We start from the raw sequence: 21,094 nt of genomic DNA, 5'->3' as shown, positions 1-21,094 counted from the left end.
TATGAATCAAAAGAAGCATATGAGCCCATTGGAAGTCATTGGCCTCTATCCCAATCATCATTTCACATTAACGTCCCTGTTAAAGAGTCGCTTAGACCTTGATCCCAGTCGACCCTTTATCATTTTTAATGAAAAAACGATTACCTGGGGTGAGTTTGCTGCCGCCAGGGATAAGACGGCGCAGATGTTGCTTGCCAGGGGTGTTAAAAAGGGCGACAGAATTGCAATCATGGCTCATAACCATGATGCACATGTTTTATTGCTGTTCGCCTTGGCTCGAATCGGAGCAATTATGGTTCCGGTAAATCCGGAATTTGGAGTGGAGGAGGCAAAATATATCCTCAATCATTCAGGCGCTTTGGGCATCTTTTGTTCGGCTCAAACTTATCCTATTGCCAAAGAGGCTACCCAAGGTTTTGATGTGCAGCCTTGGTTCTGTTCAATGGACGGTGAGATTGTGCAGGTGCCCGATCTGATGCAAAGCATTGCCGACCCTAAAGCGGTGGCATTACCAGAAGACGTGTTTGCTGATGATATTTGTGTATTAGTGTATTCATCAGGAACCACAGGATTTCCAAAAGGCGTCATGCATAGTCAACGTAATTTAGTGCTCTGTGCTGAGAGACAGGTTGCGCGTGTAGAGTTGCAGCCGGACGATCGCTGTATGTGTGTACTTCCGATGTTCCATGTCAATGCTTTGTTTTACTCTATCTTAGGTACGGTTGCAGCTGGTTGCTGTTTAGTGATCGTGGGTAAATTTAGCGCATCCAAATTTTGGGAGACGGTAGCCAAAACGGGTACTACCCAAGTCAATCTCATTATGGCAGTGACATCCATATTGGCGAGAAGATCTAGGGAAGAGTTTGTGCCTGGTGTGCGTCTACGTTGTGTGAGCGGCTCCCCATTTACAAAAGAGACTATGGATGTCTTCTTGAATGAATTCGGTGTTGAGCGAGTCATTGAAGGATTTGGTATGACTGAAATCCCCGGAGCATTTAGTAATCCCTATGATGGCCCACATCTTTTAGCTTCCATGGGCTATCCAGGTAAGCACCCAGATCCTGATATGACATGGACAGAGGCTAGAGTAGTTGATGATGATGGAAATGATGTGCCCCATGGAACTACTGGTGAGTTGGTGGTGAAGATTCCTACGATGATGAAAGGTTACTTCAATGACCCAGAGCAAACTGCCGCAGCGTTTCGAGATGGTTGGTTTTTGACGGGTGACTTGGTCTACCGAACCCCAGAGGGATGTTTCTATTTCGTAGCAAGGAAGAAAGATATTATTCGTCGCCGTGGAGAAAATATTGCAGGGGCTGAATTAGATCGCATTATTGGTCAGCACCCTAATGTACTTGAGGTTGCAACTATTGCCACTGACTCTGAGCTTGGGGAAGATGAGATTATGGCGGTAGTAGTCCCAAGGCCGGGCACCAATTTAGTTGAGGAAGATGTGCGCACTTGGTGTACTGAGCGTTTGGCTGCGCACAAAATTCCTCGATTCGTTATTTTTGTCGACAAGTTGCCTTACACACCAACACACAAGATTGCAAAATTTGTGTTGAAAAAGGATCCTTCTTTGCGTGCAAGAGCCATAGACTTTCAGAATCGCTAAAGGGTAACTTGGGGCAATAATGAATAGCAAAAAAACAAGGCAAGTTTTCTCAAGACCAATCCAGTGGCTCTGGTGGGCCACTGTTTTCTTGAGTATATTTTTTGGCAAGAGCATCTTAGCTCAGCCCACTGATGATTACCCCAAAAGACCCATTCGACTCATTGTTTCATTTGCTCCAGGCGGCGGCACTGATATTATTGCGCGCGCTCTCACAGTCAAATTATCGGATATATTGAAACAGTCAGTCTTTATTGAAAATAAACCTGGTGCTTCAGGCAATATTGGCACGCAGTATGTTGCTAATGCTGTGCAAGATGGCTATACATTTCTGATGACTTCTTCAGCTTATGTAGTGAATTATAGTTTTCAAAAGAATCAATCTGGTTACGACCCTGTCAAAGATTTTTCGCCGGTGATCATAGCGGCTTCGCAACCGATGGCTATTGTTGTCAATGAAAAATTTGCCGCTAAAAATATGCAGGAATTAAAGAATCTGGCAGCAAAGACCTCTTTATCCTATTCTTCTGCGGGCGCAGGCACTCCGCCACAAATCACCTGTGATGGTTTATTCAATGGGGTTTGGAAGAGTGATGCGGTACATATTCCCTATAAGGGTGCTGCGCCAGCTTTAACTGCCTTGATCAGTGGAGAGGTGCCTATTTTTTGCGGCACTGTTGGCGGGGTTAGCCAATACGTCAAGCAGGGTTCAGTTCGTATTTTGGCTATTTCCAGCGAGAAGCGTTTGGCATCAATGCCAGATATTCCGACCCTCTCTGAGTTGGGTTATCCGCAGTTAAAAAATGATGTTTGGCAAGGGATGTTTGCTCCAGCAAAAACGCCAAAGTATATGGTTGAGAAAATGAATCAAGCCATGAATCAGGCCTTAAAGAGTGAAGAGATACAAGAGAAGTTTAAAGGTTTAGATTTAGTAATTGTTGGGGGTAGCACTGCGCAAACCACTGAATATATTCAGTCTGAATTAAAGCGCTGGGACTGGATTAGTAAAAACAGTAGTACTTTAAAGATTGATTAAGTAAATGACTCTCGATACATTTAAATTCATTAGGCGTCTTGTAACGGCGAACAACGAGCAAGGCTTATCTTATGTATTGCTTGATGGGCCAGCACCAAAGTCTCATCAGAGAGAAACGGGGCCTGTGCGTGGCCATACCGATTTGTGGGTTTGGGATCAAACACCCCTGCCATTGGGTGGTAGCGAAGATGCGGGTAATTTCCCTTATGATTTTCCTGGTTCAGCGGCTGGTGGTCATTTACGCGCCGTGCAATCTCGGTCTAAGCCAGAGTCATATGATGTGACGAAAGATCCAGCCATTGTTCCAGAGCACCCAGTGAAGGTCATGGCTAACGGCAGAAGATGGGATCGAGGTGGAAGCAGTACTTTTGTGGGCGCTATGCACAAAACACAGACGATCGATTACGCTATTTTGATCGAAGGGGAGCGCGTTTTAGAGCTTGATGACCGTGAAATTCGCTGGCAGCCTGGAGATGTTGTGATAGATGTGGGTGGCTGGCATCGCTGGAATAGCCCAAACGAAGAGGGTATTGTCGTCTTTGACATGATCGCAGCAGAATTTGTGGATGGTCCCGATGGTTTGATTCAAGGGAGCGATCCAGTATTGGTCGGCAAGCCCCAAACGCAGCTACCTCCTGGGGTGGAGCCCACGCGTCGCATTGTTGTGGGGGATTGCGAGCCAGGATTATCTAAGGTGTTGAGCGATGGCTTTTCTCCGGAGATGTATTTGGATCCAGCTAGGCCTGGGTACGCATCAAGCAAATTGTGGATTGTTCAGGATTTTCCCGCCAAGCTCTTTTTTGAAACCATTCATTTGCCGTATCCAATGATTCCACCTAAAGGTGGGTCACTTTGTCGTATGGTGACGCTTCCGCCGGATCGCTCATGGCAGGGGAAGGTTACCCCCAAGGATGTCGAAAACTTCTTTCAAGATATGAAAGCACCAGCGGCCTCCACCGGCGGAAATAATGCTAAGCATCCTTATATGCAAAAAACTGAGACTGTGGATTTTTGCGTGATTATTAGTGGCGAGGTCACCCTCATTTTGGATACAGAAGAGCGCATTTTAGGCGCTGGTGACGTGGTGATTTTAAGAGGTGCAAATCATGCGTGGAGTAACCACTCATATGCACCAGTCAAGATTGCGATTGCGTCGCATGATGCGGTTGCCTAATGATTCAGGGGCTTATTAAAACTAAAAACGGTAACCAATACCAAATATAAAATCATATCCAGTGGCGTTAGCAGTAGAATTCACCACAGCTCCATTATCAGTGACTACAGTGACGGGTTTTGCCCTATTAACAGCATAATTTCCTTCGCCAAAAGCATAAATTGAGCCTGAAATAATTTGCTTGTAACCAAAGCCATACACCGTACCATTGACATGGGTGACTTGTTCCGGGTAATGTCCGGCTGAGCTGGCATGAATATTGGATCCAGCATATCCAATTTTGGCGTAGATCAAGCGGTCATTGTCGATCACATATCCCGGTAGCAAGCTGAAACTAAACACATTGGATACGTCATAAACCCCTGAGCTAACAGTCCCAGCGCTACTTGCTGTTGAACTGGCAGATCTCGAGTGCCCTGGATACAAGCTGGCTCCAATGCCTAATGTATAGGTACTATTGATACCAAAGTTATAGCCAACGGAGATATTGGCAGCAGGGCCATTGGCATGGTTAGCGGTAGAGCTATTGCTATAAGTATTGCCAAGGTATGTAGTTGTACCGCTAGATGCTTTTGGAATATAACTCTCGTAGCCAATTAGGCCAATTTGACCATAGGCGCCCTCCCAGGCATTTGTGCTCGACTGTGCCATCGAATTGCCGAGGCTTAAGGCGCTGATGGCTAGGCCGATTAAGTGTGCGTAATATTTTTTCATGATTGTCTCTGCTATATTTTTTTATATATTGATTGGTCTCTTGAGGATATGACTTAAGGATTTTTAAAGAGCAGTGATTTAATGGCGTCAACTATCTCGCTATATCCGATTGGCTTATAGAGTACATTGATGTTTAGCTCGCTGAACAATTGAATATGCTGTGGGGAGGTATCTGCGGTAATAATAATTGCCGGAATATCCACCCCAAAACTATCTCTGAGTTGCTGAATGATAAGGTCGCCAGTTGTCGAGGTCAGTCTGTAATCACTTAAGATGCAATCAATATGATTAATGTTGGCCAGTTGATTTGCCAACTCAGCACTATTTTCGGGGAGCGAGATAATCGAAAAACCATTTTGCGATAACGCCTTTTGGTAGGCATCAAAGATAGTTGGATCATCCTCAAAAATAGCAATATATTTGGTTGTAAATAAAACCTCTTGTTTATTTTTGCTATGCGTTGAGACGTCCCGATCATATTCTTTGGCGGGATTGAGTAATGTTGAAGTTAAATATTGGGTTTGGATATTAAAGACTGTGCCAGTGCCGAGTTCAGATCTTACGGCAAGCTCGGCGTGAGCAATTTTGCAGAGCCGTTTGACAATCGAAAGGCCTAATCCAAGACCATCATGCATATTTCTTGTGGTATCAACCCTAAAGAACTCATCAAAAATTTTCTCGAGGGCTTGTGAGTCCATCCCACACCCAGTATCTTTAATTTCCATATGTAGGCAGTGATTTACTGTTGTAAATTTTACCAATACCATACCCTGTAGGCTGTATTGAATTGCATTTGAAATTAAATTGCCAAGGAGTTGCTGTAATAACAAGCGATCTCCATCGATCATAGAATTAACATATTCAAACTTGATGTCAATATTCTTGATCGAGGCAATCGGGGTGTAAGTGCTCGATAGTAAGGAGGCAAGTTCAACAAGCTCAAAGGGTTTTTGTAGCTTATCTGATGAGCCCGAATCAAGTTTGCTGAGATCTAATAGTGAGTTGAACATGGCATTTAAAGAATGAATGCTCTTTTTAATTTGTAAAAAATTAATACGATCTTTGGGGTTGAAGCCCTGGGCCTCAAAAAGGTCTAGGTAAATATTTACTGCATGCAGTGGTTGCCTTAAGTCATGGCTAGCGGTTGCAATAAATTTAGATTTTGTAATATTTGCTGAAATAGCTATATTTCGTTCTAGCTCTAAGTCTTTATTGAGAATCTGATTTTGAATTTTTAGGCTGACCGTTTTGATCCATGAGTCAGAAAAGTAAGATGCCATTTTTAATGTGTACAAGGCAAATGCAAACTCGCCCAAAAGAATAGGCCAAGGAAAAATAATGGGCGGAATGAGTGAGATGGTAAATTGGCAGATAAAAATCGGCAAAGCAAAACATAGAAATGTTGGGCGATGAATTGAGTACCCGTATAAGCCAACGAATATCGCCGTTGAACTCATCAATAGATAGAGGCACTGCAGGTTAAATACTAGGGTTGGAACTACTATGAGCCATCCAAGGCCCCAGCAGGCGGTTACTGAAAAGACGCCTAACCCTATATTGAAAATCTTACGCTCAGTCGAGAGATCCCCCTTTTTATTTCTTATAAAAACGATATAGGCTCTAAAGGTAACGCAAGCAGCCATAACTGAAAGCCATATCGCCAGCTTTCGAAGGTCAGTGTCTTGGAAGATTAGCGCAGCAGTTAATAGGGGCCCCAGGATAGTTCCAAGCGTATTGGTCTTGGAGGCAGTTTGGAGAAAGAGATATTTTTCCTCTTATAGCAGTGAGGCATCTTGATTGATGGAAATCGACTTCATGTTTTAGACCCAGCCATTTTCTTTGGCTTTAATAACCGCTTGAGTCCTATTAAAAACTTTGATTTTCTTAAAGATTTCTCCGAGGTGTACTTTGACTGTTTGTTCGCTAATATTGAGTGAATAGGCGATCATTTTGTTGGAGTGCCCCTCAGAAATTTGAGCCAGAATTTCTTTTTGCCTATCAGTCAATTGGGTTATTTGAGGGTCTGGAGCAGTCAGGCCCATTAATGTGCAAAGGCTTTCATAGATGCTGGTGCTATCGCTATTTTTTGAGATAAAGACACTGCATCCAGCATCTAGGCATGGTTTTTCGATCACATCCCTTTCGAGACCAGAAATTGCAGCGATAGCCATGACGTTTTGAAGCTCTTTGAATTCTTGAATGCCGGAAAGTTGATTTTTTGAATCTGGCATTAGTAAATCTAAAAGTACGACCCAACTTGTCGATCTACTTTCGGCAATAGCCACCCCTTCGGAAACCGAGCTAGCAGAAAATACTTGGACGTTACAGGGTAAAAATTTTCTGGTTAGGAATTGATATAAAGCATCTCTATAAACCGGATGGTCATCAACGATTAATACTGAAGCAGATTTCATAACACTACCCTTTTTTTTGGGTTTTATATTTAATTTTTGGCTCGGTTTTTGATTATGGCACTCAAGCTCTCCTGCAATCTAGTACTTTAGTGCTATATCAAAAATTGACCAAGATCAATTATTTTCTTTTGCTAACGATTTTTAGAGTGCTCAAGGGGGTTTGTCTGCATCGACTTTGACAGTTGTACTGGCAGGCCTTGAAGGCTTTTTTTCTATAGAACTAAAGTTCTATATCTAATGCTAACCTTACTTCCTAATATGAGCTCATTACTGTCTTTGAGGTCATGATGAATAGATTAATTAGTTACCTTTTGATTGCTGCTGTTGCCTTTTTTGCTGGCCTGGTCAGCGCTTCGAATCTTGGTGTGTCAGGCGCTCAGTCAACACAAAGCATCGTTTCATATTTCAATGCGGCCATTGCGCAAGATCAAGCTTATTAAGTAGAAAGATACAAATGTTTATGAATAATATTTTGAGTCGGCACCCGCGCATGGGTTTTTTGGCTATTACTTCTATATTAATTGGCTGCATAGCGCTGATAGGTACTAAAGCAGTAGCCAATATCGATAAGCAGTCCGAGGTGACGCGGGCCAATCCCCATCATCTGCCTGATGATCTTAACCCAAGAGTCAAAAGAACTTTAGAGTATCTAGAGCCTATTGCCAATGTAATTAAAGGTGAGGTAACGGAGTCTGTCAATACCCTTCATAGTGGCGCTTTTGGAAAGCGTTTTGCTTATGTTCAGCCTACCTTTGATTACACAACGGGCACGTCGAATTAAGGCCTAATTTAATCGCATTCCGACTTCTAAATTTCATTACCCCTGACAGCCTGCCAATATGCTTAGTCAAGTGCAAATATTGCGTAATGCTGAAATATTTGAAGCGCTCGGGCATGAAACCAGGTTAAAGGTATTTCTTTTCATCTATCAATCAGGCAAAAAAGGCGCTAGACCCAAGGAAATGATTGATGAGTTTGGTGTGGATTCAGGAACTCTTGATTTTCATCTCAAAAAGCTTGTGGCTGTTCGATTAATTGCCCTGAAAGAGGGCTGCCCAAGAGGTACATACTGTCCAAATGAGCATCTCCCCCTCGATCTAGCTTTGTTAATGCCGGCCGGAGCAGTCGCTCGACCATCTGTTCAAGAAAATTAAGCTAAGTCTAGCTATAGTACTAAGGGTATTTCCGCAGCAGTCGTATCTTGTGGGGCGGGGATGGCTGGTCTTTTTTCTCTTCAATGATAGCTGGGCAATCTAGAGAATAACCAATAGTTCATATTCAACTACAAGCCCTTTTAGTATGATTTATCAACACTAATTTAGGGGGATACCATGACTCAAATGACAGGATCGCGTCTTTTTGCTGAGATGCTGCGTGATTATGAAGTAAGTCATGTTTTTTATATTCCGGCCATTATGTTGGGCGCGATTGCCGAGATGGAAAAAATGGGCATTAAGAGAATCATGACCCATGGTGAAAAATCTGCAGCTTATATGGCTGATGGCTATGCGCGAGCAAGTCGTAAGCCTGGTATTTGCATGTCCCAGCAAATAGGTGGCTCCAATTTGGCGGCAGGCTTGCGGGATGCCTACATGGCATCCGCTCCTTTGATTGCGATTACGGGTGGCCCTCCTACTCATGCGCATTATAAAAATGGCTACCAGGAAGTGGAAGACATGAGTCAATTCGATAGCGTGACTAAATTTAATGCGCGCGTTGAGGATATCTCCAGAATTCCAGACTTACTACGTCAGGCTTTTCGTGAGGCAACTAGCGGCTCTCCAGGCCCAGTGCATTTGGAAATTAGAGGCCCTCATGGTCAGATTGCCAACGCCCAAGCAGACCTCAACCCGATGGTTGAAAAGCGTTATGTCAAGACGCCACCATTTAGGCCAATGGTTGATCAAGCACAGATCGATGAGGTTCTGAGTTTCATTAAGCAATACAAAAAACCCATTATTGTTGCTGGTGGGGGTGTGATTGCATCGGGAGCAGAAGGTCAGCTCAAGGCATTTGCCGAGCAATTGCAAATCCCGGTGGCTACATCTTTAAATGGCAAGGCGAGCATGCCAGATAATCACCCGCTATCTGTGGGCGTTGTGGGTAATTACTCAAGAGAATGTGCCAACCGGGCCGTGTGTGAAGCAGATTTAGTTTTCTTTATTGGTAGCAAAACGGGCGGGCAAACTACGGTTGATTGGGCGGTTCCGCAAACGGGTACCGCAGTAATACAGCTCGACATTAATGCGGTTGAACTGGGTAGAAATTATCCAAATTCAATGTCACTCAACGGTGATGCTAAAGCTATCCTTCAGCAGCTAACTACGACTGCTCAGCAAGAAAAAGGAGCTGATTTCAGTGCATGGCTCAGCCATACCCAAGGGCTGGTAAGTGAGTGGCGCAAGCACTTTGAACCACTCCTCAAATCAAATGCAACCCCAATCAGACCCGAGCGGATTTGTCAGGAAATATCAAATGCACTTCCTGCGGATGGCGTGGTGGTTTCAGATACAGGCCATTCTGGAATGTGGACTGGAGCGATGATTCAACTCAATCAACCGGGTCAATCCTATGTACGTTGCGCAGGCTCAATGGGCTGGGGCTTTCCAGGTGCAATGGGTGTGAAATGTGCGTTGCCAGATCAAGCGGTCGTTTGCTTTACAGGTGATGGGGCCTTTTATTACCATATCGCCGAACTAGAAACTGCGGCACGATTTAATATTAATTTGGTTGTAGTGGTGAATAACAATGGTGCGCTGAATCAAGAAATTCCGCTATGGGACAGCGCTTATGGCAGTAAAGAGGCTGCAGCGCAAGCCGATCCAAATCCTTTATGGAAATTTGAGCCGATTAATTTTGCAGAGTTAGCTGAATCATTAGGCTGTGTCGGTATACGCGTGACTGATCCCAATGAGCTGCAGGGTGCTCTCAAAAAAGCATTTTCATTAAATGCCCCAGTAGTGATCGATGTTGTAAGTGACATTAACGCTTTTGCTAAAAAGGCTTGGACGCCGAAGGATACATATGGATATTGAGTCTTATGCACCAGAGTTCCTAGATATTGTTGATCCTCACCCTCCCTTGGTGAATGTTGCCCAGGGCTTCACTTTTGCTGAGGGTCCTGTCTGGGACAAGCGCACTAATCAACTGTTCTTTGTCGACATTATTGGTAGCAAAGTATGGAAATGGAAACCTGGCGTTGGTAAGGAAACCATCTTAAATTCTTCTGGCCACATGAATGGCATGACATTTGATCATCAGGGCCGCTTAGTCGTTGCTGGATGGTGTAACCGTGCCATTTTGAGGTTTGAAAAAGATGGCAGTATCTCGACCATAGCCTCGCATTTTGAGGGCAAGAAATTTAACAGTCCGAATGATATTGTGGTGGATTCAAAAGGAGCTACATACTGGACTGATTCTGCTGGGGGTTTAGTAATTCCTGGGATGGTTGCAAACGATGTACAGCGTTACTTAGACTACCAAGGAGTTTATCGCCTGTCACCAGATGGGAAAGAAGTGAGCTTGGTTATCGGAGATTGCACTTACCCCAATGGCTTGGCATTTTCGCCGGATGAGAAGTTACTCTATGTCAACGATACCCTCTTAGCCCAAATTCGGGTATTCGATGTTAAGTCCGACGGTAGCATGGGCCCGGGCAGAGTATTCCATCAGTTGACAGGCTCGGAAGATGGTGTGGCTGATGGTATGAAGGTTGACAGTAAAGGTAATGTTTACTGCACTGGTCCTGGTGGAGTCCATGTGATCAACCCCGAGGGAAAATTAATTGGGCGCATGAGAATTCATGAGCACTGCACCAACATGGCCTGGGGTGATGACGATTGGAAATCACTGTACATCACCACCTTTAATAGTATTTATCGCACACGAATCAATATCCCTGGTATTGAAACTTGGTAAGGACGTAACATGACTTGGAATTTTGAATGCGTTGCCGGCCCTTTTAATAGTGAGCTTGGCGGAATTCTGTGGGATGAGGGTGGATTAATTTTTAGCCTGATTAATGAATTGCAATTGCAAAAATTAAATCCAGCCAATGGTTCAATTTCAGCATTTAGATCTTATACAGGTCGAATGAATGGATTAGCAAAAGCAAAAGATGGCAGCATCTTTGCTTGCCAGGACGGCGGTCGTAGAGTCATTCAGCTGCAGCCAGATGGCAGTGCTAACGTTACCGCCACTCGCTTTGAGGGGCAAATTCATAATCATCCCTACGATCTCTGTGTCGACAGCAAAGGGCGTGTTTGGTTTTCAGACCCCCATAGTGCGACCCCAGCTTTTGGCCCACAAATTTTCCCGCCTTTGCCATACGCTTCTATTATGCGTTTGGAGCGTGACAGAATTGGTCATTGGATCATCAAGCGGCTTAGTTTTGATACTACTGCTCCCAAAGCCATTCTACTTTCAGATGACGAGAAGACTTTGTTTGTAGCTGAGAACCCGGATGATGAGCATCGTAACCGCGAGCTGCGTGCCTATCCCATTGATGAGGATGGAAATTTAGGAGAGTTTGCTGTCTTACATAGCTTTGGCAGGGATCACAAAGGATTGCATGCTGGCATTCATGGCATGTGCAAAGATAGTGCTGGCCAAATATATGCCTGTGCAGGCGATACAAAGAGTGCGCGACAGGCTTCTATCTATCAGTATTCAAGTGCAGGCCAATTATTGCGAGCCATTCCTTTTCCACATGGAACACCCATCAGATGTTGTTTTGCAGGTGAGGAGGACAAACACCTTTACATCACTAGTAGTGATAAATGCATTTATCGCTTAACGTTGGGTTAAATCTGTTTTGCGCAGTGCGAAGAGATGGCAATAGTGCAAGGATGCGAACTTCGATTGCTCCATGCATGACGAGTAGCCCTTTGCACAACTGAATCACCCTCCTGTAAATCCACCTCGGCAGTATCAAGAACGAGTGTGATTTTTCCTTGCAGGATGATGCAGAGATCAAGGGTATCTGTTTTTTGCATGTAAGGATGCACCCCTTTACTTCTTTCTATCAGGTGCTCTGCATTCACGGATTTGAAATACTCCGCTACTTTTCTAGAGTCAATATTTCCCTTCCATGAGCTATCGGGTGGAAATTGGTAGATATGAAACAGGGATCCCCCTTCAAGAGGCTCTAAAAGCTCTGGCGCTGAGTCGACCCAAGACATATCATTTATTCTGGCAGGGCTAGAGTCGGTCATCCATATTTTTTGACGAAAAAATCCTGGTCTAGCCAAATCTAATAATGGTGCTTGTAGATCTTCATCTGCAAGCGCAAAGGATTTTTCATCCGCTCCATCGATGGTAATAATTCGCCTTACCATTAGGATTTATCCTTTGGAGGGTGTGCTCTGGGCACGCCACCCATCATAATAAATGCCATAGAACTTTCTTCATTGGGGTTGGTCCAGCCATGCCAGTTAGCTAGTTGGACAACCGTATCCCCTGGTAGCATTTCTCGTAGGCCATCATCCAGAATTAAGGTGCGTTTGCCAGACATCATCACGCCATAGTCAATCGTTTCGGACTGGTGAACTGGTGAACTGTAGGCATTTTGCCCGCCACGATCCCATGTATGGCCATTGGGTCTGAGTCGAGCCTCATGAAGAGGAACGGCTGTTGTATCCAAGTCGGCCCTATAGTCGGCCGGCTTACCGGCGGATTGAACAATTCTGAGATGCCCACCTTGAGCAGGAGGGTCAAATGCAAAGGGGAGGTTGCCATCATCTCGCACGCCGGTGACTGGGGCTGGAGTTTGGTGATACACCCAAACATCAGTCATTCCAGCGCTTGCTGCAACAGTGCCAATATTGACATTCGGAGCATCGCTATCAAATATCACTCCAGAGCGACCGAGCTGATCGTTGCCGGTCACTACTCTTCGAACGGGGCGCATTTTGAGGGGCATGATCAATCGCTTAGAAGGGTTGTATATTGCCGGCCTTAATGACTTCACTTGAGCGGGCGATATCCCGTTTCAAAAACTGAGTGAATTCATCTACGGAGCTTCCAATGGGTTCAAAACCTGCGGCGATAGCTTTTTCTTGCACATCTTTTTGATGCATGATCTTAACGAACTCTTTATTCAATTTCTCTATAACATTGGCGGGTGTCTTGGCTGGAACGTTAATGCCATTCCAACCCACAATAGCAAAGTTAGGATAGCCTTCTTCGGCAACGGTTGGAACCTCTGGTAATACAGAGTAGCGTTTGGGGCTGCTAACAGCTAAGGCGCGTAATTGATTAGCGCGAATAAAGGGTAAAGCTGAAGGCGCAGGTACAAACATTAAGTTCACTTGTCCTCCTAGTACATCAGTCACTCCAGCGGCTGCGCTTTTGTACGGAATGTGGGCAATATCGATGCCTGTCATTTGCTTGAGCATTTCACCGGCTAAATGGGCTGGAGTCCCATTGCCCGAAGAAGCGTAGTTGAGTTTTCCAGGTTGAGATTTTGCGCTGGCGACTAAATCTTTGACCGACTTAATTGGTGAATTTGAGTTGACTACCAAGATAAATGGCAGGGTAGCCAGTAGGCTAACGGGGGACAAATCCTTTTGGAAGTCGTAAGGCATTTTAGGTTGTAAAACACTGTTAATCGTATAGGATCCAGTGCTTAACAAGAGGGTATAGCCATCAGGCGTGGCTTTTGCAACGGAATCTCCAGCCACTATGCCGCCGGCTGCTGGTCGAGGATCCACAATGACGGCTTGCCCCCAGTCTTCGGTTATTTTTTCACCAGCAATTCTGGCAAGACTATCTGGCCCTGGTCCAACAATAATTCGAATGGGTTTATCGGGGTAGGTTTGGGCAAAACTAACTGATGTGTAGGAATAAAAAAGGGAGAGAATGACAAGAAGTAATCTTGAGATAAGAGATTTCATTTGAGTTGGCTGCCTTTTGAATAAATTGCCCAAGCCTAGTATAGGGTCAACAAATACTACATTAATAACAATTGCTTATTATTCATTTATTCAGGTTATAAGTCGATTACCCGCTAGTTTTTTGGGGTCTTGCCAGGTTGACCATGGAGATAAAATCTTCCATGTAGTGCCTGAGATACTTGCCTTGCCTAATTTGAATAAAAATGGGCGTTGGTGGAAATAAGTGAGAGGCATCTAGGTAGCGCAATGCTTTGTCCCTGTCTGGGTCGAAGGCAATAGATGGAACAATAGCTACACCATGTCCGATTTCAACATAGGTTTTGATAACGTCTGTATCGGCGGCACTTAAAACAATGTTGGGTTTAAGGCCACATTCTTCAAAGACTTCTTTGACGGATGCGCCACCTGCAAAATTAGCGTCCAAGGAGATCAGCGGAAATTTTGCCAAGGCTTCGAGTGTCAGAAGTTTGATCTTTTCTAAGGGGTGCTTCGCTGAAAATAATATACAGCGCTCAATGGTTGAGTACGGCATTAATACAAGCTCTTCGTGACCCTCTGTCTCCGCCGCACTAATGGCAAGATCCACTTCGCCAGAGATAATCCAGTTGGCAATTTGTGCGGGGTGCCCCTGTCTTAAGCTGACTGTAACATTTGGATATTTCTCACTAAATTTATGGATAATTTTAGGGAGGGTGTAACGGGCATGAATATGAGTGGTTGCAACCACTAGCAGACCTTTATTTTTTGAGGAAAATTCTTCCCCAATTTTTTTGAGATTGCCAGCATCGCTCAGCATCCGCTGTGCTACAAGATAGACTTCTTTTCCTGGGGGAGTAAGGCCAATGATGCGGTTACCCTTGCGCTCCAGCAAAGTTACTCCAAGCTCGCGCTCGAAAAGCTGAATTTGTTTACTGATACCGGGTTGCGAAGTGTATAGACGATCCGAAGCTTTAGAAACGCTAAATTTAGATTCAACAACCGCGCAGAGATATTTCAGTTGCTGTAAATTCATAAATTAAGAAAGGTGTAAATACTTAATGATAGGATATATGATGGATGCTGAACAGCATTTTAAGTAGCTTAAATCATTTCAACTTATTCTGGGGACACTGTGACACTTTCTATTCAGACGATATCTCTTAAATCGGCATTGACCATTGCTCAAAACACGCTTGAATGCGCAAGATCTGAGAAAATGCAGCCAATGACTGTCGTAGTGTTGGATGTGCGTGGGGTTGTAAAAGCCTATTTGGCCGACGACGGAACGAGCCTGCTAAGGTTTGATATTGCGTTAGGTAAGGCTGCGGGGGCATTGGGAATGGGTTTTGGTGGCCGAGAGCTTGAGCGTAGAGCTGTTGCCGTCCCTCATTTTATGGGCGCCCTGCAAGCCATGACTGACGGCAGAATGGTTCCAGTGAGGGGTGGATTGCTAATAAGGGACCAGCAAGGTCAAATTGTTGGTGCTATTGGCGTTAGTGGCGATACCTCGGTAAATGATGAGGTTTGCGCTATCAAGGGAATTCAAAGTGCCGGTCTTGTTGCTGATCACGGCGACAAAGAATAGTAAAAATTAATCTAGCTGAATATTGGCTTCTTTAATTACTTTTGCCCATTTAGCAATGTCTTTGGCGATGAGGTGCTGAAACTCTGCAGGCGTGCTTGTTGAGCCTGTAGCACCTTCTTGACGGAGTTTTTTTGTGAACTCCACAGAAGCAACGGATTTAATAATTGCCTTGTTGAGTTTTTCGATTACATCTGGAGGGGTTCCTGCCGGAGCAAGAATTCCATTCCAGCCCTGCACATCATAACCTCGGACAATTTCAGACATTGAGGGCGTGTTAGGCAGGATTGACAATCTATCTTTTGTACTCACGCCTAAGGCTTTGATCTGCTTGGCCTTGATGAGAGGTAGCGCACTGCTGGCAGATGCAACGAGATACATATCAGCCTCTCCAGTTACCAATGCTGTCATGGCTTGCGGACTTCCTTTATACGGAACGTGTGTCATCGTGGCGCCAATCATTGAATTAAAGAGCTCGGCACCAAGGTGTCCTAGACTGCCACTGCCCACAGTTGAAAAATTCAATTTCCCTGGATTGGACTTTGCGTAAGTAATAAATTCTTTGAGGCTATTTGCTGGAGAATCTTTTGGTACAACAAAGACCATGGAAACGCTACTAACAAGGGAGACAGGGGAAAATGCCTTGGTGGTGTCGTAAGGCAGCTTGCTGAATAAAGATGGGTTGGTGACGTGAGAAGGAAACACCATTAACAAGGTATAACCATCAGGTGCAGCGGTGGCAACAAATTGTGTGCCACTAATGCCGCTGGCTCCCGGACGATTTTCAATAAAAACTTGCTGACCCAGGTTTTGACTAAGCTCTATGGCCAGCAAGCGCGCCAGACTATCTGTTACGCCACCCGCCCCAGAGGGAACAACCAGGCGGATGGGGTGCTCTGGAAAAGCGGCCCGCAGGTGCTCAATGAAGGTCAGGTTACAAACTAGCAGTAGGACATAAAAAATATTCTTATAGGAGCGATTCATATTCATTGACCTTACTTCATTGGATGTTTGGCTAAAAAATCCAGAATAACTTCGCTGCATTGGTCTGGTGCAACAGCTCCCGTGTGGTATCCGTCTACATCGATCATGGCTAATTCGGCGTTTGGTATGAGTTGAGTGTATTGTTCAAATTGGGCGCGACCACGGCGTTTTGATTCATTGCCCACTATCAATACCGATTGCTTTACTTGGGGCAGGCTGGCTTCTAAATTAACGCCAGATACCCATCTTAAGTAAGCGTGGGCTGTACTTGCGGCTGTTTTCCCCATGAGATTGATCCACCATTCAACTCCAATTTTAGGCATCTTGCTACCCAATCTATCGCCCATCGTCCATCTTGCCCAACTAGTCATTCCGTGCAAGTCAATATGCTCCAGCCAGCCCGTGGCTTCCGGAGCCTTAATAGCAGGACTTACCATCGAGATCGTCTTGACTAGCTCGGGATGGGCAAGCGCTGTAGCAATGGCGCAAATATTGCCACTTTTCCCAGCAATGAGATGAACTGGTTTGTCTGGAGAGACGGTTTGAATGAGTTGCGATAGATCGCTTACAAGTAGTTCGGTAGAGTAAGTAAATGAATCTGGCACCGATCCAGAACGTCCAAAACCTCTTTGATCAAAGCGAACTATTTGATACTTTCTAGCGAACTGCGGAATCCAGCAGCGCCAAACTTCAGTGCTTTCTGTAAATCCGTGGACAAAAATAATAGTTTCAGGCGTATCCCACGGATTGGTGCTGTCATCAAGGCTATAGAATAATTTTGAATTTAACGCAACATCTAATAACGGCATATTTAACTTGTTTATAATTGGGGTAGCTGTATGCCGCCTTCTGGGACTGGCTGACGAATGGCGTTCAGTATGACAGAAACAAAGCCAAAGTAGCTGGTGGTAACTAATATATCTAGCACTGTGAGCTCACCAAAGCGTGCGAGCGTTGCGGCGTATGTGTTGTCGCTGATATCTTTATCGTCGAGAATCTCAGTGCAGAACTGATAAATGAGACTTTCGTCTGCAGTTAGATTTTTAGGCTTCTCACCTAGACCAATAGCATCAATAGTCTCTTGTTTGATGCCAAGCTCGGCAGCAAGTTTGCTGTGGGCATGCCACTCATATTTTGCCGACCAAAATCTTGCAGTAATCAGAATCGTAAACTCTCTTAAGGCAGGCGGTAAAGAATTTTCAAAGCGAATGCTATCGCCTAGTTGACGCACGCGATCCGCTAATAATGGGTTTCGTAATAAAGCATTAAAAGGCCCACGAATACCTCCGCGAGGGCCATTAATGAGTTTATCTGCTGTAGACTTTTGCTCTTCAGACATTGCCTCAAGAGGAATGGGTGCAAAGCGTATTGGAGTAGTTGTCATTACACTGGCACCCATGCTAGTTGTGCTTGATAGGCAAACTCTGTTTTAACATCGATCACTGCCGGTAGATTACTCGCAACTGCAGCATCAAATGCCGCTTTGAAGTCCTTTGGATCTTCCACTGTTACTCCGAAGCAGTTGAACGATTGAGCAATCTTGGCGAAATCTGTTTTCTCGTAAACATAGCACTCAGATTTGCGTGTGTGTGCTCTATCGCCATAGGCGATGTTTAAGTTCTTCACGCCTTGGGAGAGGCATTCATTGTTGTTCACAATCACAATGACATTTAAGCCCATGCGTTTGGCCGTCTCTAATTCTGGCAGGTGGTATGAGAAGCCACCATCTCCGGTAAAGCAAACGACTGTTCTGTTTGGGGCGGCAGCTTTAGCGCCAATCGATGCCGGGAAAGACCAGCCTAATGAGCCGGCAGCGCGCATATAAGTTTGCTTGGGGTGCAGCATATCGACCAAATTACCAGTCCATAGCGCTGAGTAACCAGTATCTGCAACCAAAATAGCATCGTTTGGCAGTACCTTGGTTAATTCATGGCATAGTCTTTGTGGGCGCATGGGAACATCAGATCGCGTGAGCTCAACCTGCATTTCAGTTTTCCATGCATCTACCAGTGATTGAGTGTGTTTTAGCCACTCATCACGCTTTGCAGCTGCTGCTGCATTTGCTAGAGCTTCTAAGCCAAGCTTAACGTCACTTTGAATACCAATTGTGCCAGGGTAGTTTCTGCCAATTTCGACTGGATCTAAGTCGATCTGAATGATAGGAGTTCCAACTTTTGGCAACTTCCAGTTTGCAGTGGTGTGGTCACTAGTATTGCTACCTGCATAAATAATTAAGTCAGCTTCATCAACAATGTGATTGGTGCAGCTACGACCATACAAACCAACCATTCCCCTGAATAGTGGATCGGTTTCTAGGATCGCTGATTTAGCATCTAGGGTTGCTGTGATGGGGGCTTGAATTTTTTCACCAAGAGCCTTCAGTGCATCCTTTGCTCCGGAGATGATTACACCTCGATCGGCAATGACGACCGGTTTTTTACTTTGGGCAATTGCTTTAGCTGCGCGCTCGATTGCGGAAGTATCTGGCGCAGGCCTAAATGCAGGGAAGCGTGTATGACAGTCATCGACTGAAATATCAGCCTCAAGCTCTAAGGGGGTAAGTGCATCGCCGGTAAATCCAGCCACATCTAGATGTACTGGTCTTGGGGTGGCTGTAGTAGCTTCGCGAAAGGCTTGGCGGATGAGATGTGGCATCTGCTCTACCACTTCCATCTGCGCATGGAATTTGGTTACCGGCGTAAAGAGTGGCCCATGCTCTACCTCTTGATAAGAATTACGATATTGCATCGCTGCAATATGTCGACCAGTCAGAGCAATAACAGGAGAGTGACCAAGATAAGGGTCTTGCATGGAGGCGGCTAAATTAGCTGCGCCTACTGACTGCGCCATACAAATACCTGGACGACCAGAAATACGCGCATAGCCATCGGCCATATATCCCACACCCTTTTCTGAATGCCCTAGCACTCGAACAATTTTAGTGTCTTCAACTTCAGCCAAGGCGCGTCGCAAAATCGCATCCATGAAGAAAATATGAGTAACACCATATGCTTCTAATAGTTGCGCAAAGTATCTTGCACCAGTCATTTTTTTGGACATGATTTTTCCTTAATCGGTTGAGTGTTAGTTAGCTTGGTTGAATATTGATTTTTCGCATAATGTCGCCATAACGATGGACATCATCTTTTAGTTGTTTTGAAAATTCGGCAGGCGAACTCCCGTCTGCAACATAGCCTGACACACCATTGACCCACGCTTGCTTCAGGGCGGGCTGTTGTATTGCTTTGGTGATGGCCTGGTAAAGACGATTAACGATGGCTGGAGATAGTGCCTTAGGCCCTAGTAATCCCATCCATGTGCCCTCAAAGACAAAATCATTCACTCCAGCCTCAGCCATAGTTGGGACATCTGGTAAGTCGGCCAATCTCTTTTTGCCTGTGAAGGCTAAGGCTTTCAATTGCCCGCTACGAATAAACGGCATCACAATCGCTGGGGGCATAATGCCGATCTGAGCCTCGCCAGAAACGATGGCATTCAAAGACGGTGCACTGCCCTTGTAGGGGACATGCATAAAGTTGGTGCCAGCCTTTTGATTAAATAGTTCGCTGGCAATATGAACTGTATTGCCAATACCTGGCGAGCTATAAGTGAGAGTGTTGCCACTCTTTTTGCCAAGGGCAATGAGTTCTTGAAGTGTATTGACTGGAACTGAACTATTAACAATCACGATAAACCCAACCCCTTGCATTAATGCGGAAATCGGCGTGAAGTCCTGCAGCACATCGTATTTTAGGTTTTTATAGATGCTAGGATTCAAGGCAAAAGAAGCCGAGGTTGCAATTAAGGTATAGCCATCCGAGGGTGAATTGGCAACATACTCTGCGCCAATCACGCCATTGGCACCTGCACGATTATCAAGATATACCGTTTGACCCAAGATAGTCGATAGTTGTTGGCTTAATGGACGCATTGCAACATCAAGAGTGCCGCCTGGCGCAAACGGAATCACAATGCGGATCGGTTTGGTCGGGTAAGAACCTGCGGCCTTAGAGGCACCAGGGAGCCCCACTGCAAATCCAGCCAAGCTGGCCCCAGCACCTTTTAATAGTAATCTTCGTTTCGGATTGGTGTGACTATTTTTACCCACTTTAAAGTTCTTTCCCAATCGTAAACTTCCAACCAAGGTTTTCTAATTTATCTACCATTCCTTGACCATGTTTTTCTGCAATTGCTTGTGCTGTTTCAGGAACGCGATCAACATCATCAAATTCATCTCGCTTCCCTTGGATGATGACCATTAGATGTGCATCATCTTGCGACCGATTGATAAATCTTCTAGTAACTCCTGGCGGCATCGCAATTAAATCAAGATGATCGAGCATCACCGATTCTTCCCCATGATCACCCCATTGAATCTCCCATTTACCAGTTAACGCCATAAATGTTTCATGCGTGTTGTAGTGCACATGTAGTCCTGGACCTTGATTGGGTGGGCAAGTGGCAATACCTAGGCGAAAGACGCCCGCATCTCCACCTTCAACAGCAGGCTTTGGAGAAAGTTGCCCAGGCAGGGGGCCTGGAGACATTACATTCCTAGTGGTCTTGGCCATAATCATCTCGAGGACATCGGGGGGAATCCCTTTTTCTTCAAGATGTAGTTTTTTTACAGAAGCCACTTCTTTGAAGCGAGCTATGCGAGGTTTCATTTCTTCTTGTGTTGGGGTCCAGCGCTTCATACAATC

23 protein-coding genes are annotated in these 21,094 nt (G+C 45.0%); 10 read left to right on the top strand and 13 right to left on the bottom strand.

The window, feature by feature from the left end; translation table 11 throughout:
- Nucleotide 1: 1 nt before the first annotated feature.
- From ICN46_RS04900 to ICN46_RS04890, 3 genes are all read left to right on the top strand, one after another.
- On the top strand, nt 2-1,618 hold the full coding sequence (locus tag ICN46_RS04900) for a class I adenylate-forming enzyme family protein (protein ID WP_255538748.1): 1,617 nt from the start codon (nt 2-4) through the stop codon (nt 1,616-1,618).
- A gap of 88 nt (nt 1,619-1,706) precedes the next feature.
- Nucleotides 1,707-2,651: a Bug family tripartite tricarboxylate transporter substrate binding protein gene (locus ICN46_RS04895; protein WP_216205317.1), complete on the top strand. Its 945-nt coding sequence runs from the start codon at nt 1,707-1,709 to the stop codon at nt 2,649-2,651.
- Between the two features lie 4 nt (nt 2,652-2,655).
- Complete coding sequence (locus tag ICN46_RS04890; protein WP_216205315.1) at nt 2,656-3,825, top strand: cupin domain-containing protein; 1,170 nt, start codon at nt 2,656-2,658, stop codon at nt 3,823-3,825.
- Between the two features lie 21 nt (nt 3,826-3,846).
- Here the strand turns inward: ICN46_RS04890 and ICN46_RS04885 are convergent, their stop codons facing one another.
- The 3 genes from ICN46_RS04885 to ICN46_RS04875 form a co-directional block, all read right to left on the bottom strand.
- Nucleotides 3,847-4,539: a hypothetical protein gene (locus ICN46_RS04885; RefSeq protein WP_216205312.1), complete on the bottom strand. Its 693-nt coding sequence runs from the start codon at nt 4,537-4,539 to the stop codon at nt 3,847-3,849.
- Between the two features lie 53 nt (nt 4,540-4,592).
- Nucleotides 4,593-5,819 (bottom strand): ATP-binding response regulator, encoded by a 1,227-nt coding sequence (locus ICN46_RS04880; RefSeq protein WP_216205309.1) that lies wholly within the window; start codon nt 5,817-5,819, stop codon nt 4,593-4,595.
- Between the two features lie 540 nt (nt 5,820-6,359).
- Entirely contained in the window at nt 6,360-6,953 is a 594-nt protein-coding gene (locus ICN46_RS04875) for a response regulator transcription factor (RefSeq protein WP_216205305.1), read from the bottom strand.
- 287 nt (nt 6,954-7,240) lie between these two features.
- Here ICN46_RS04875 and ICN46_RS04870 point away from each other — a divergent pair, with 287 nt between their 5' ends.
- The 6 genes from ICN46_RS04870 (at nt 7,241) to ICN46_RS04845 (ending at nt 11,759) form a co-directional block, all read left to right on the top strand.
- Nucleotides 7,241-7,393, top strand: coding sequence for a hypothetical protein (locus ICN46_RS04870; protein WP_216205302.1), 153 nt, complete (start codon nt 7,241-7,243; stop codon nt 7,391-7,393).
- Between the two features lie 20 nt (nt 7,394-7,413).
- Entirely contained in the window at nt 7,414-7,734 is a 321-nt protein-coding gene (locus ICN46_RS04865) for a hypothetical protein (protein WP_216205299.1), read from the top strand.
- A gap of 58 nt (nt 7,735-7,792) precedes the next feature.
- A complete protein-coding gene (locus ICN46_RS04860; RefSeq protein ID WP_216205296.1) occupies nt 7,793-8,107 on the top strand; it encodes a winged helix-turn-helix domain-containing protein in 315 nt (104 codons plus the stop codon).
- Between the two features lie 177 nt (nt 8,108-8,284).
- On the top strand, nt 8,285-9,988 hold the full coding sequence (locus tag ICN46_RS04855) for a thiamine pyrophosphate-binding protein (RefSeq protein WP_216205293.1): 1,704 nt from the start codon (nt 8,285-8,287) through the stop codon (nt 9,986-9,988).
- Nucleotides 9,978-10,871, top strand: coding sequence for an SMP-30/gluconolactonase/LRE family protein (locus ICN46_RS04850; protein WP_216205290.1), 894 nt, complete (start codon nt 9,978-9,980; stop codon nt 10,869-10,871). Before ICN46_RS04855 ends, ICN46_RS04850 begins: the two co-directional genes overlap by 11 nt.
- A 9-nt stretch (nt 10,872-10,880) precedes the next feature.
- On the top strand, nt 10,881-11,759 hold the full coding sequence (locus ICN46_RS04845; RefSeq protein WP_216205287.1) for an SMP-30/gluconolactonase/LRE family protein: 879 nt from the start codon (nt 10,881-10,883) through the stop codon (nt 11,757-11,759).
- Here ICN46_RS04845 and ICN46_RS04840 read toward each other — a convergent pair.
- The 4 genes from ICN46_RS04840 to ICN46_RS04825 all read right to left on the bottom strand — a co-directional run bounded on the left by ICN46_RS04840 (nt 11,756) and on the right by ICN46_RS04825 (nt 14,858).
- Nucleotides 11,756-12,289 (bottom strand): cupin domain-containing protein, encoded by a 534-nt coding sequence (locus ICN46_RS04840; RefSeq protein WP_216205285.1) that lies wholly within the window; start codon nt 12,287-12,289, stop codon nt 11,756-11,758. The two genes, ICN46_RS04845 and ICN46_RS04840, sit on opposite strands and share 4 nt — an antisense overlap.
- The gene (locus ICN46_RS04835) at nt 12,289-12,873 is read right to left on the bottom strand and encodes a cupin domain-containing protein (protein ID WP_216205282.1); all 585 of its coding nucleotides are present in this window, start codon (nt 12,871-12,873) and stop codon (nt 12,289-12,291) included. The genes ICN46_RS04840 and ICN46_RS04835 overlap by 1 nt, the downstream gene beginning before the upstream one ends.
- A 10-nt stretch (nt 12,874-12,883) precedes the next feature.
- On the bottom strand, nt 12,884-13,846 hold the full coding sequence (locus ICN46_RS04830) for a Bug family tripartite tricarboxylate transporter substrate binding protein (RefSeq protein WP_216205279.1): 963 nt from the start codon (nt 13,844-13,846) through the stop codon (nt 12,884-12,886).
- 106 nt (nt 13,847-13,952) lie between these two features.
- Nucleotides 13,953-14,858 (bottom strand): LysR substrate-binding domain-containing protein, encoded by a 906-nt coding sequence (locus ICN46_RS04825; RefSeq protein ID WP_216205276.1) that lies wholly within the window; start codon nt 14,856-14,858, stop codon nt 13,953-13,955.
- A gap of 99 nt (nt 14,859-14,957) precedes the next feature.
- On the opposite strand from ICN46_RS04825, the gene ICN46_RS04820 reads away from it, so the two are divergent.
- A complete protein-coding gene (locus ICN46_RS04820) occupies nt 14,958-15,410 on the top strand; it encodes a GlcG/HbpS family heme-binding protein (RefSeq protein WP_370625483.1) in 453 nt (150 codons plus the stop codon).
- Between the two features lie 6 nt (nt 15,411-15,416).
- Here the strand turns inward: ICN46_RS04820 and ICN46_RS04815 are convergent, their stop codons facing one another.
- The 6 genes from ICN46_RS04815 to ICN46_RS04790 are packed head-to-tail and all read right to left on the bottom strand — an operon-like array spanning nt 15,417 to nt 21,088.
- Complete coding sequence (locus tag ICN46_RS04815) at nt 15,417-16,397, bottom strand: tripartite tricarboxylate transporter substrate binding protein (RefSeq protein WP_216205274.1); 981 nt, start codon at nt 16,395-16,397, stop codon at nt 15,417-15,419.
- Nucleotides 16,398-16,402: 5 nt separating this feature from the next.
- A complete protein-coding gene (locus tag ICN46_RS04810; RefSeq protein WP_216205271.1) occupies nt 16,403-17,200 on the bottom strand; it encodes an alpha/beta fold hydrolase in 798 nt (265 codons plus the stop codon).
- 11 nt (nt 17,201-17,211) lie between these two features.
- Nucleotides 17,212-17,775, bottom strand: a complete 564-nt coding sequence (locus tag ICN46_RS04805) for a carboxymuconolactone decarboxylase family protein (protein WP_216205267.1) — start codon at nt 17,773-17,775, stop codon at nt 17,212-17,214.
- Nucleotides 17,775-19,451 carry a thiamine pyrophosphate-binding protein gene (locus ICN46_RS04800; RefSeq protein WP_255538747.1) on the bottom strand — a complete coding sequence of 559 codons (1,677 nt, stop codon included), beginning with the start codon at nt 19,449-19,451 and terminating at the stop codon, nt 17,775-17,777. Before ICN46_RS04800 ends, ICN46_RS04805 begins: the two co-directional genes overlap by 1 nt.
- 28 nt (nt 19,452-19,479) lie before the next feature.
- Nucleotides 19,480-20,517, bottom strand: coding sequence for a Bug family tripartite tricarboxylate transporter substrate binding protein (locus ICN46_RS04795; RefSeq protein WP_216205263.1), 1,038 nt, complete (start codon nt 20,515-20,517; stop codon nt 19,480-19,482).
- A complete protein-coding gene (locus tag ICN46_RS04790) occupies nt 20,501-21,088 on the bottom strand; it encodes a cupin domain-containing protein (protein WP_216205260.1) in 588 nt (195 codons plus the stop codon). The genes ICN46_RS04795 and ICN46_RS04790 overlap by 17 nt, the downstream gene beginning before the upstream one ends.
- Nucleotides 21,089-21,094: the final 6 nt, after the last annotated feature.

The sequence above is a fragment of the Polynucleobacter sp. Latsch14-2 genome, from assembly GCF_018881925.1.
Taxonomy (GTDB): domain Bacteria; phylum Pseudomonadota; class Gammaproteobacteria; order Burkholderiales; family Burkholderiaceae; genus Polynucleobacter.
The sequence above is the reverse complement of the archived record's forward strand: the minus strand, read 5'-3'. Positions and strand labels throughout refer to the sequence as shown.

Coding starts and splice junctions, on each gene's coding strand:
- ICN46_RS04810 (WP_216205271.1), bottom strand. CDS start 17,200: ATGCCGTTATTAGATGTTGCGTTAAATTCAAAATTATTCTATAGCCTT.
- ICN46_RS04865 (WP_216205299.1), top strand. CDS start 7,414: ATGAATAATATTTTGAGTCGGCACCCGCGCATGGGTTTTTTGGCTATT.
- ICN46_RS04885 (WP_216205312.1), bottom strand. CDS start 4,539: ATGAAAAAATATTACGCACACTTAATCGGCCTAGCCATCAGCGCCTTA.
- ICN46_RS04890 (WP_216205315.1), top strand. CDS start 2,656: ATGACTCTCGATACATTTAAATTCATTAGGCGTCTTGTAACGGCGAAC.
- ICN46_RS04825 (WP_216205276.1), bottom strand. CDS start 14,858: ATGAATTTACAGCAACTGAAATATCTCTGCGCGGTTGTTGAATCTAAA.
- ICN46_RS04855 (WP_216205293.1), top strand. CDS start 8,285: ATGACTCAAATGACAGGATCGCGTCTTTTTGCTGAGATGCTGCGTGAT.
- ICN46_RS04850 (WP_216205290.1), top strand. CDS start 9,978: ATGGATATTGAGTCTTATGCACCAGAGTTCCTAGATATTGTTGATCCT.
- ICN46_RS04875 (WP_216205305.1), bottom strand. CDS start 6,953: ATGAAATCTGCTTCAGTATTAATCGTTGATGACCATCCGGTTTATAGA.
- ICN46_RS04845 (WP_216205287.1), top strand. CDS start 10,881: ATGACTTGGAATTTTGAATGCGTTGCCGGCCCTTTTAATAGTGAGCTT.
- ICN46_RS04840 (WP_216205285.1), bottom strand. CDS start 12,289: ATGGTAAGGCGAATTATTACCATCGATGGAGCGGATGAAAAATCCTTT.
- ICN46_RS04860 (WP_216205296.1), top strand. CDS start 7,793: ATGCTTAGTCAAGTGCAAATATTGCGTAATGCTGAAATATTTGAAGCG.
- ICN46_RS04835 (WP_216205282.1), bottom strand. CDS start 12,873: ATGCCCCTCAAAATGCGCCCCGTTCGAAGAGTAGTGACCGGCAACGAT.
- ICN46_RS04900 (WP_255538748.1), top strand. CDS start 2: ATGAATCAAAAGAAGCATATGAGCCCATTGGAAGTCATTGGCCTCTAT.
- ICN46_RS04880 (WP_216205309.1), bottom strand. CDS start 5,819: ATGGCATCTTACTTTTCTGACTCATGGATCAAAACGGTCAGCCTAAAA.
- ICN46_RS04800 (WP_255538747.1), bottom strand. CDS start 19,451: ATGTCCAAAAAAATGACTGGTGCAAGATACTTTGCGCAACTATTAGAA.
- ICN46_RS04870 (WP_216205302.1), top strand. CDS start 7,241: ATGAATAGATTAATTAGTTACCTTTTGATTGCTGCTGTTGCCTTTTTT.
- ICN46_RS04830 (WP_216205279.1), bottom strand. CDS start 13,846: ATGAAATCTCTTATCTCAAGATTACTTCTTGTCATTCTCTCCCTTTTT.
- ICN46_RS04805 (WP_216205267.1), bottom strand. CDS start 17,775: ATGACAACTACTCCAATACGCTTTGCACCCATTCCTCTTGAGGCAATG.
- ICN46_RS04815 (WP_216205274.1), bottom strand. CDS start 16,397: ATGAATATGAATCGCTCCTATAAGAATATTTTTTATGTCCTACTGCTA.
- ICN46_RS04790 (WP_216205260.1), bottom strand. CDS start 21,088: ATGAAGCGCTGGACCCCAACACAAGAAGAAATGAAACCTCGCATAGCT.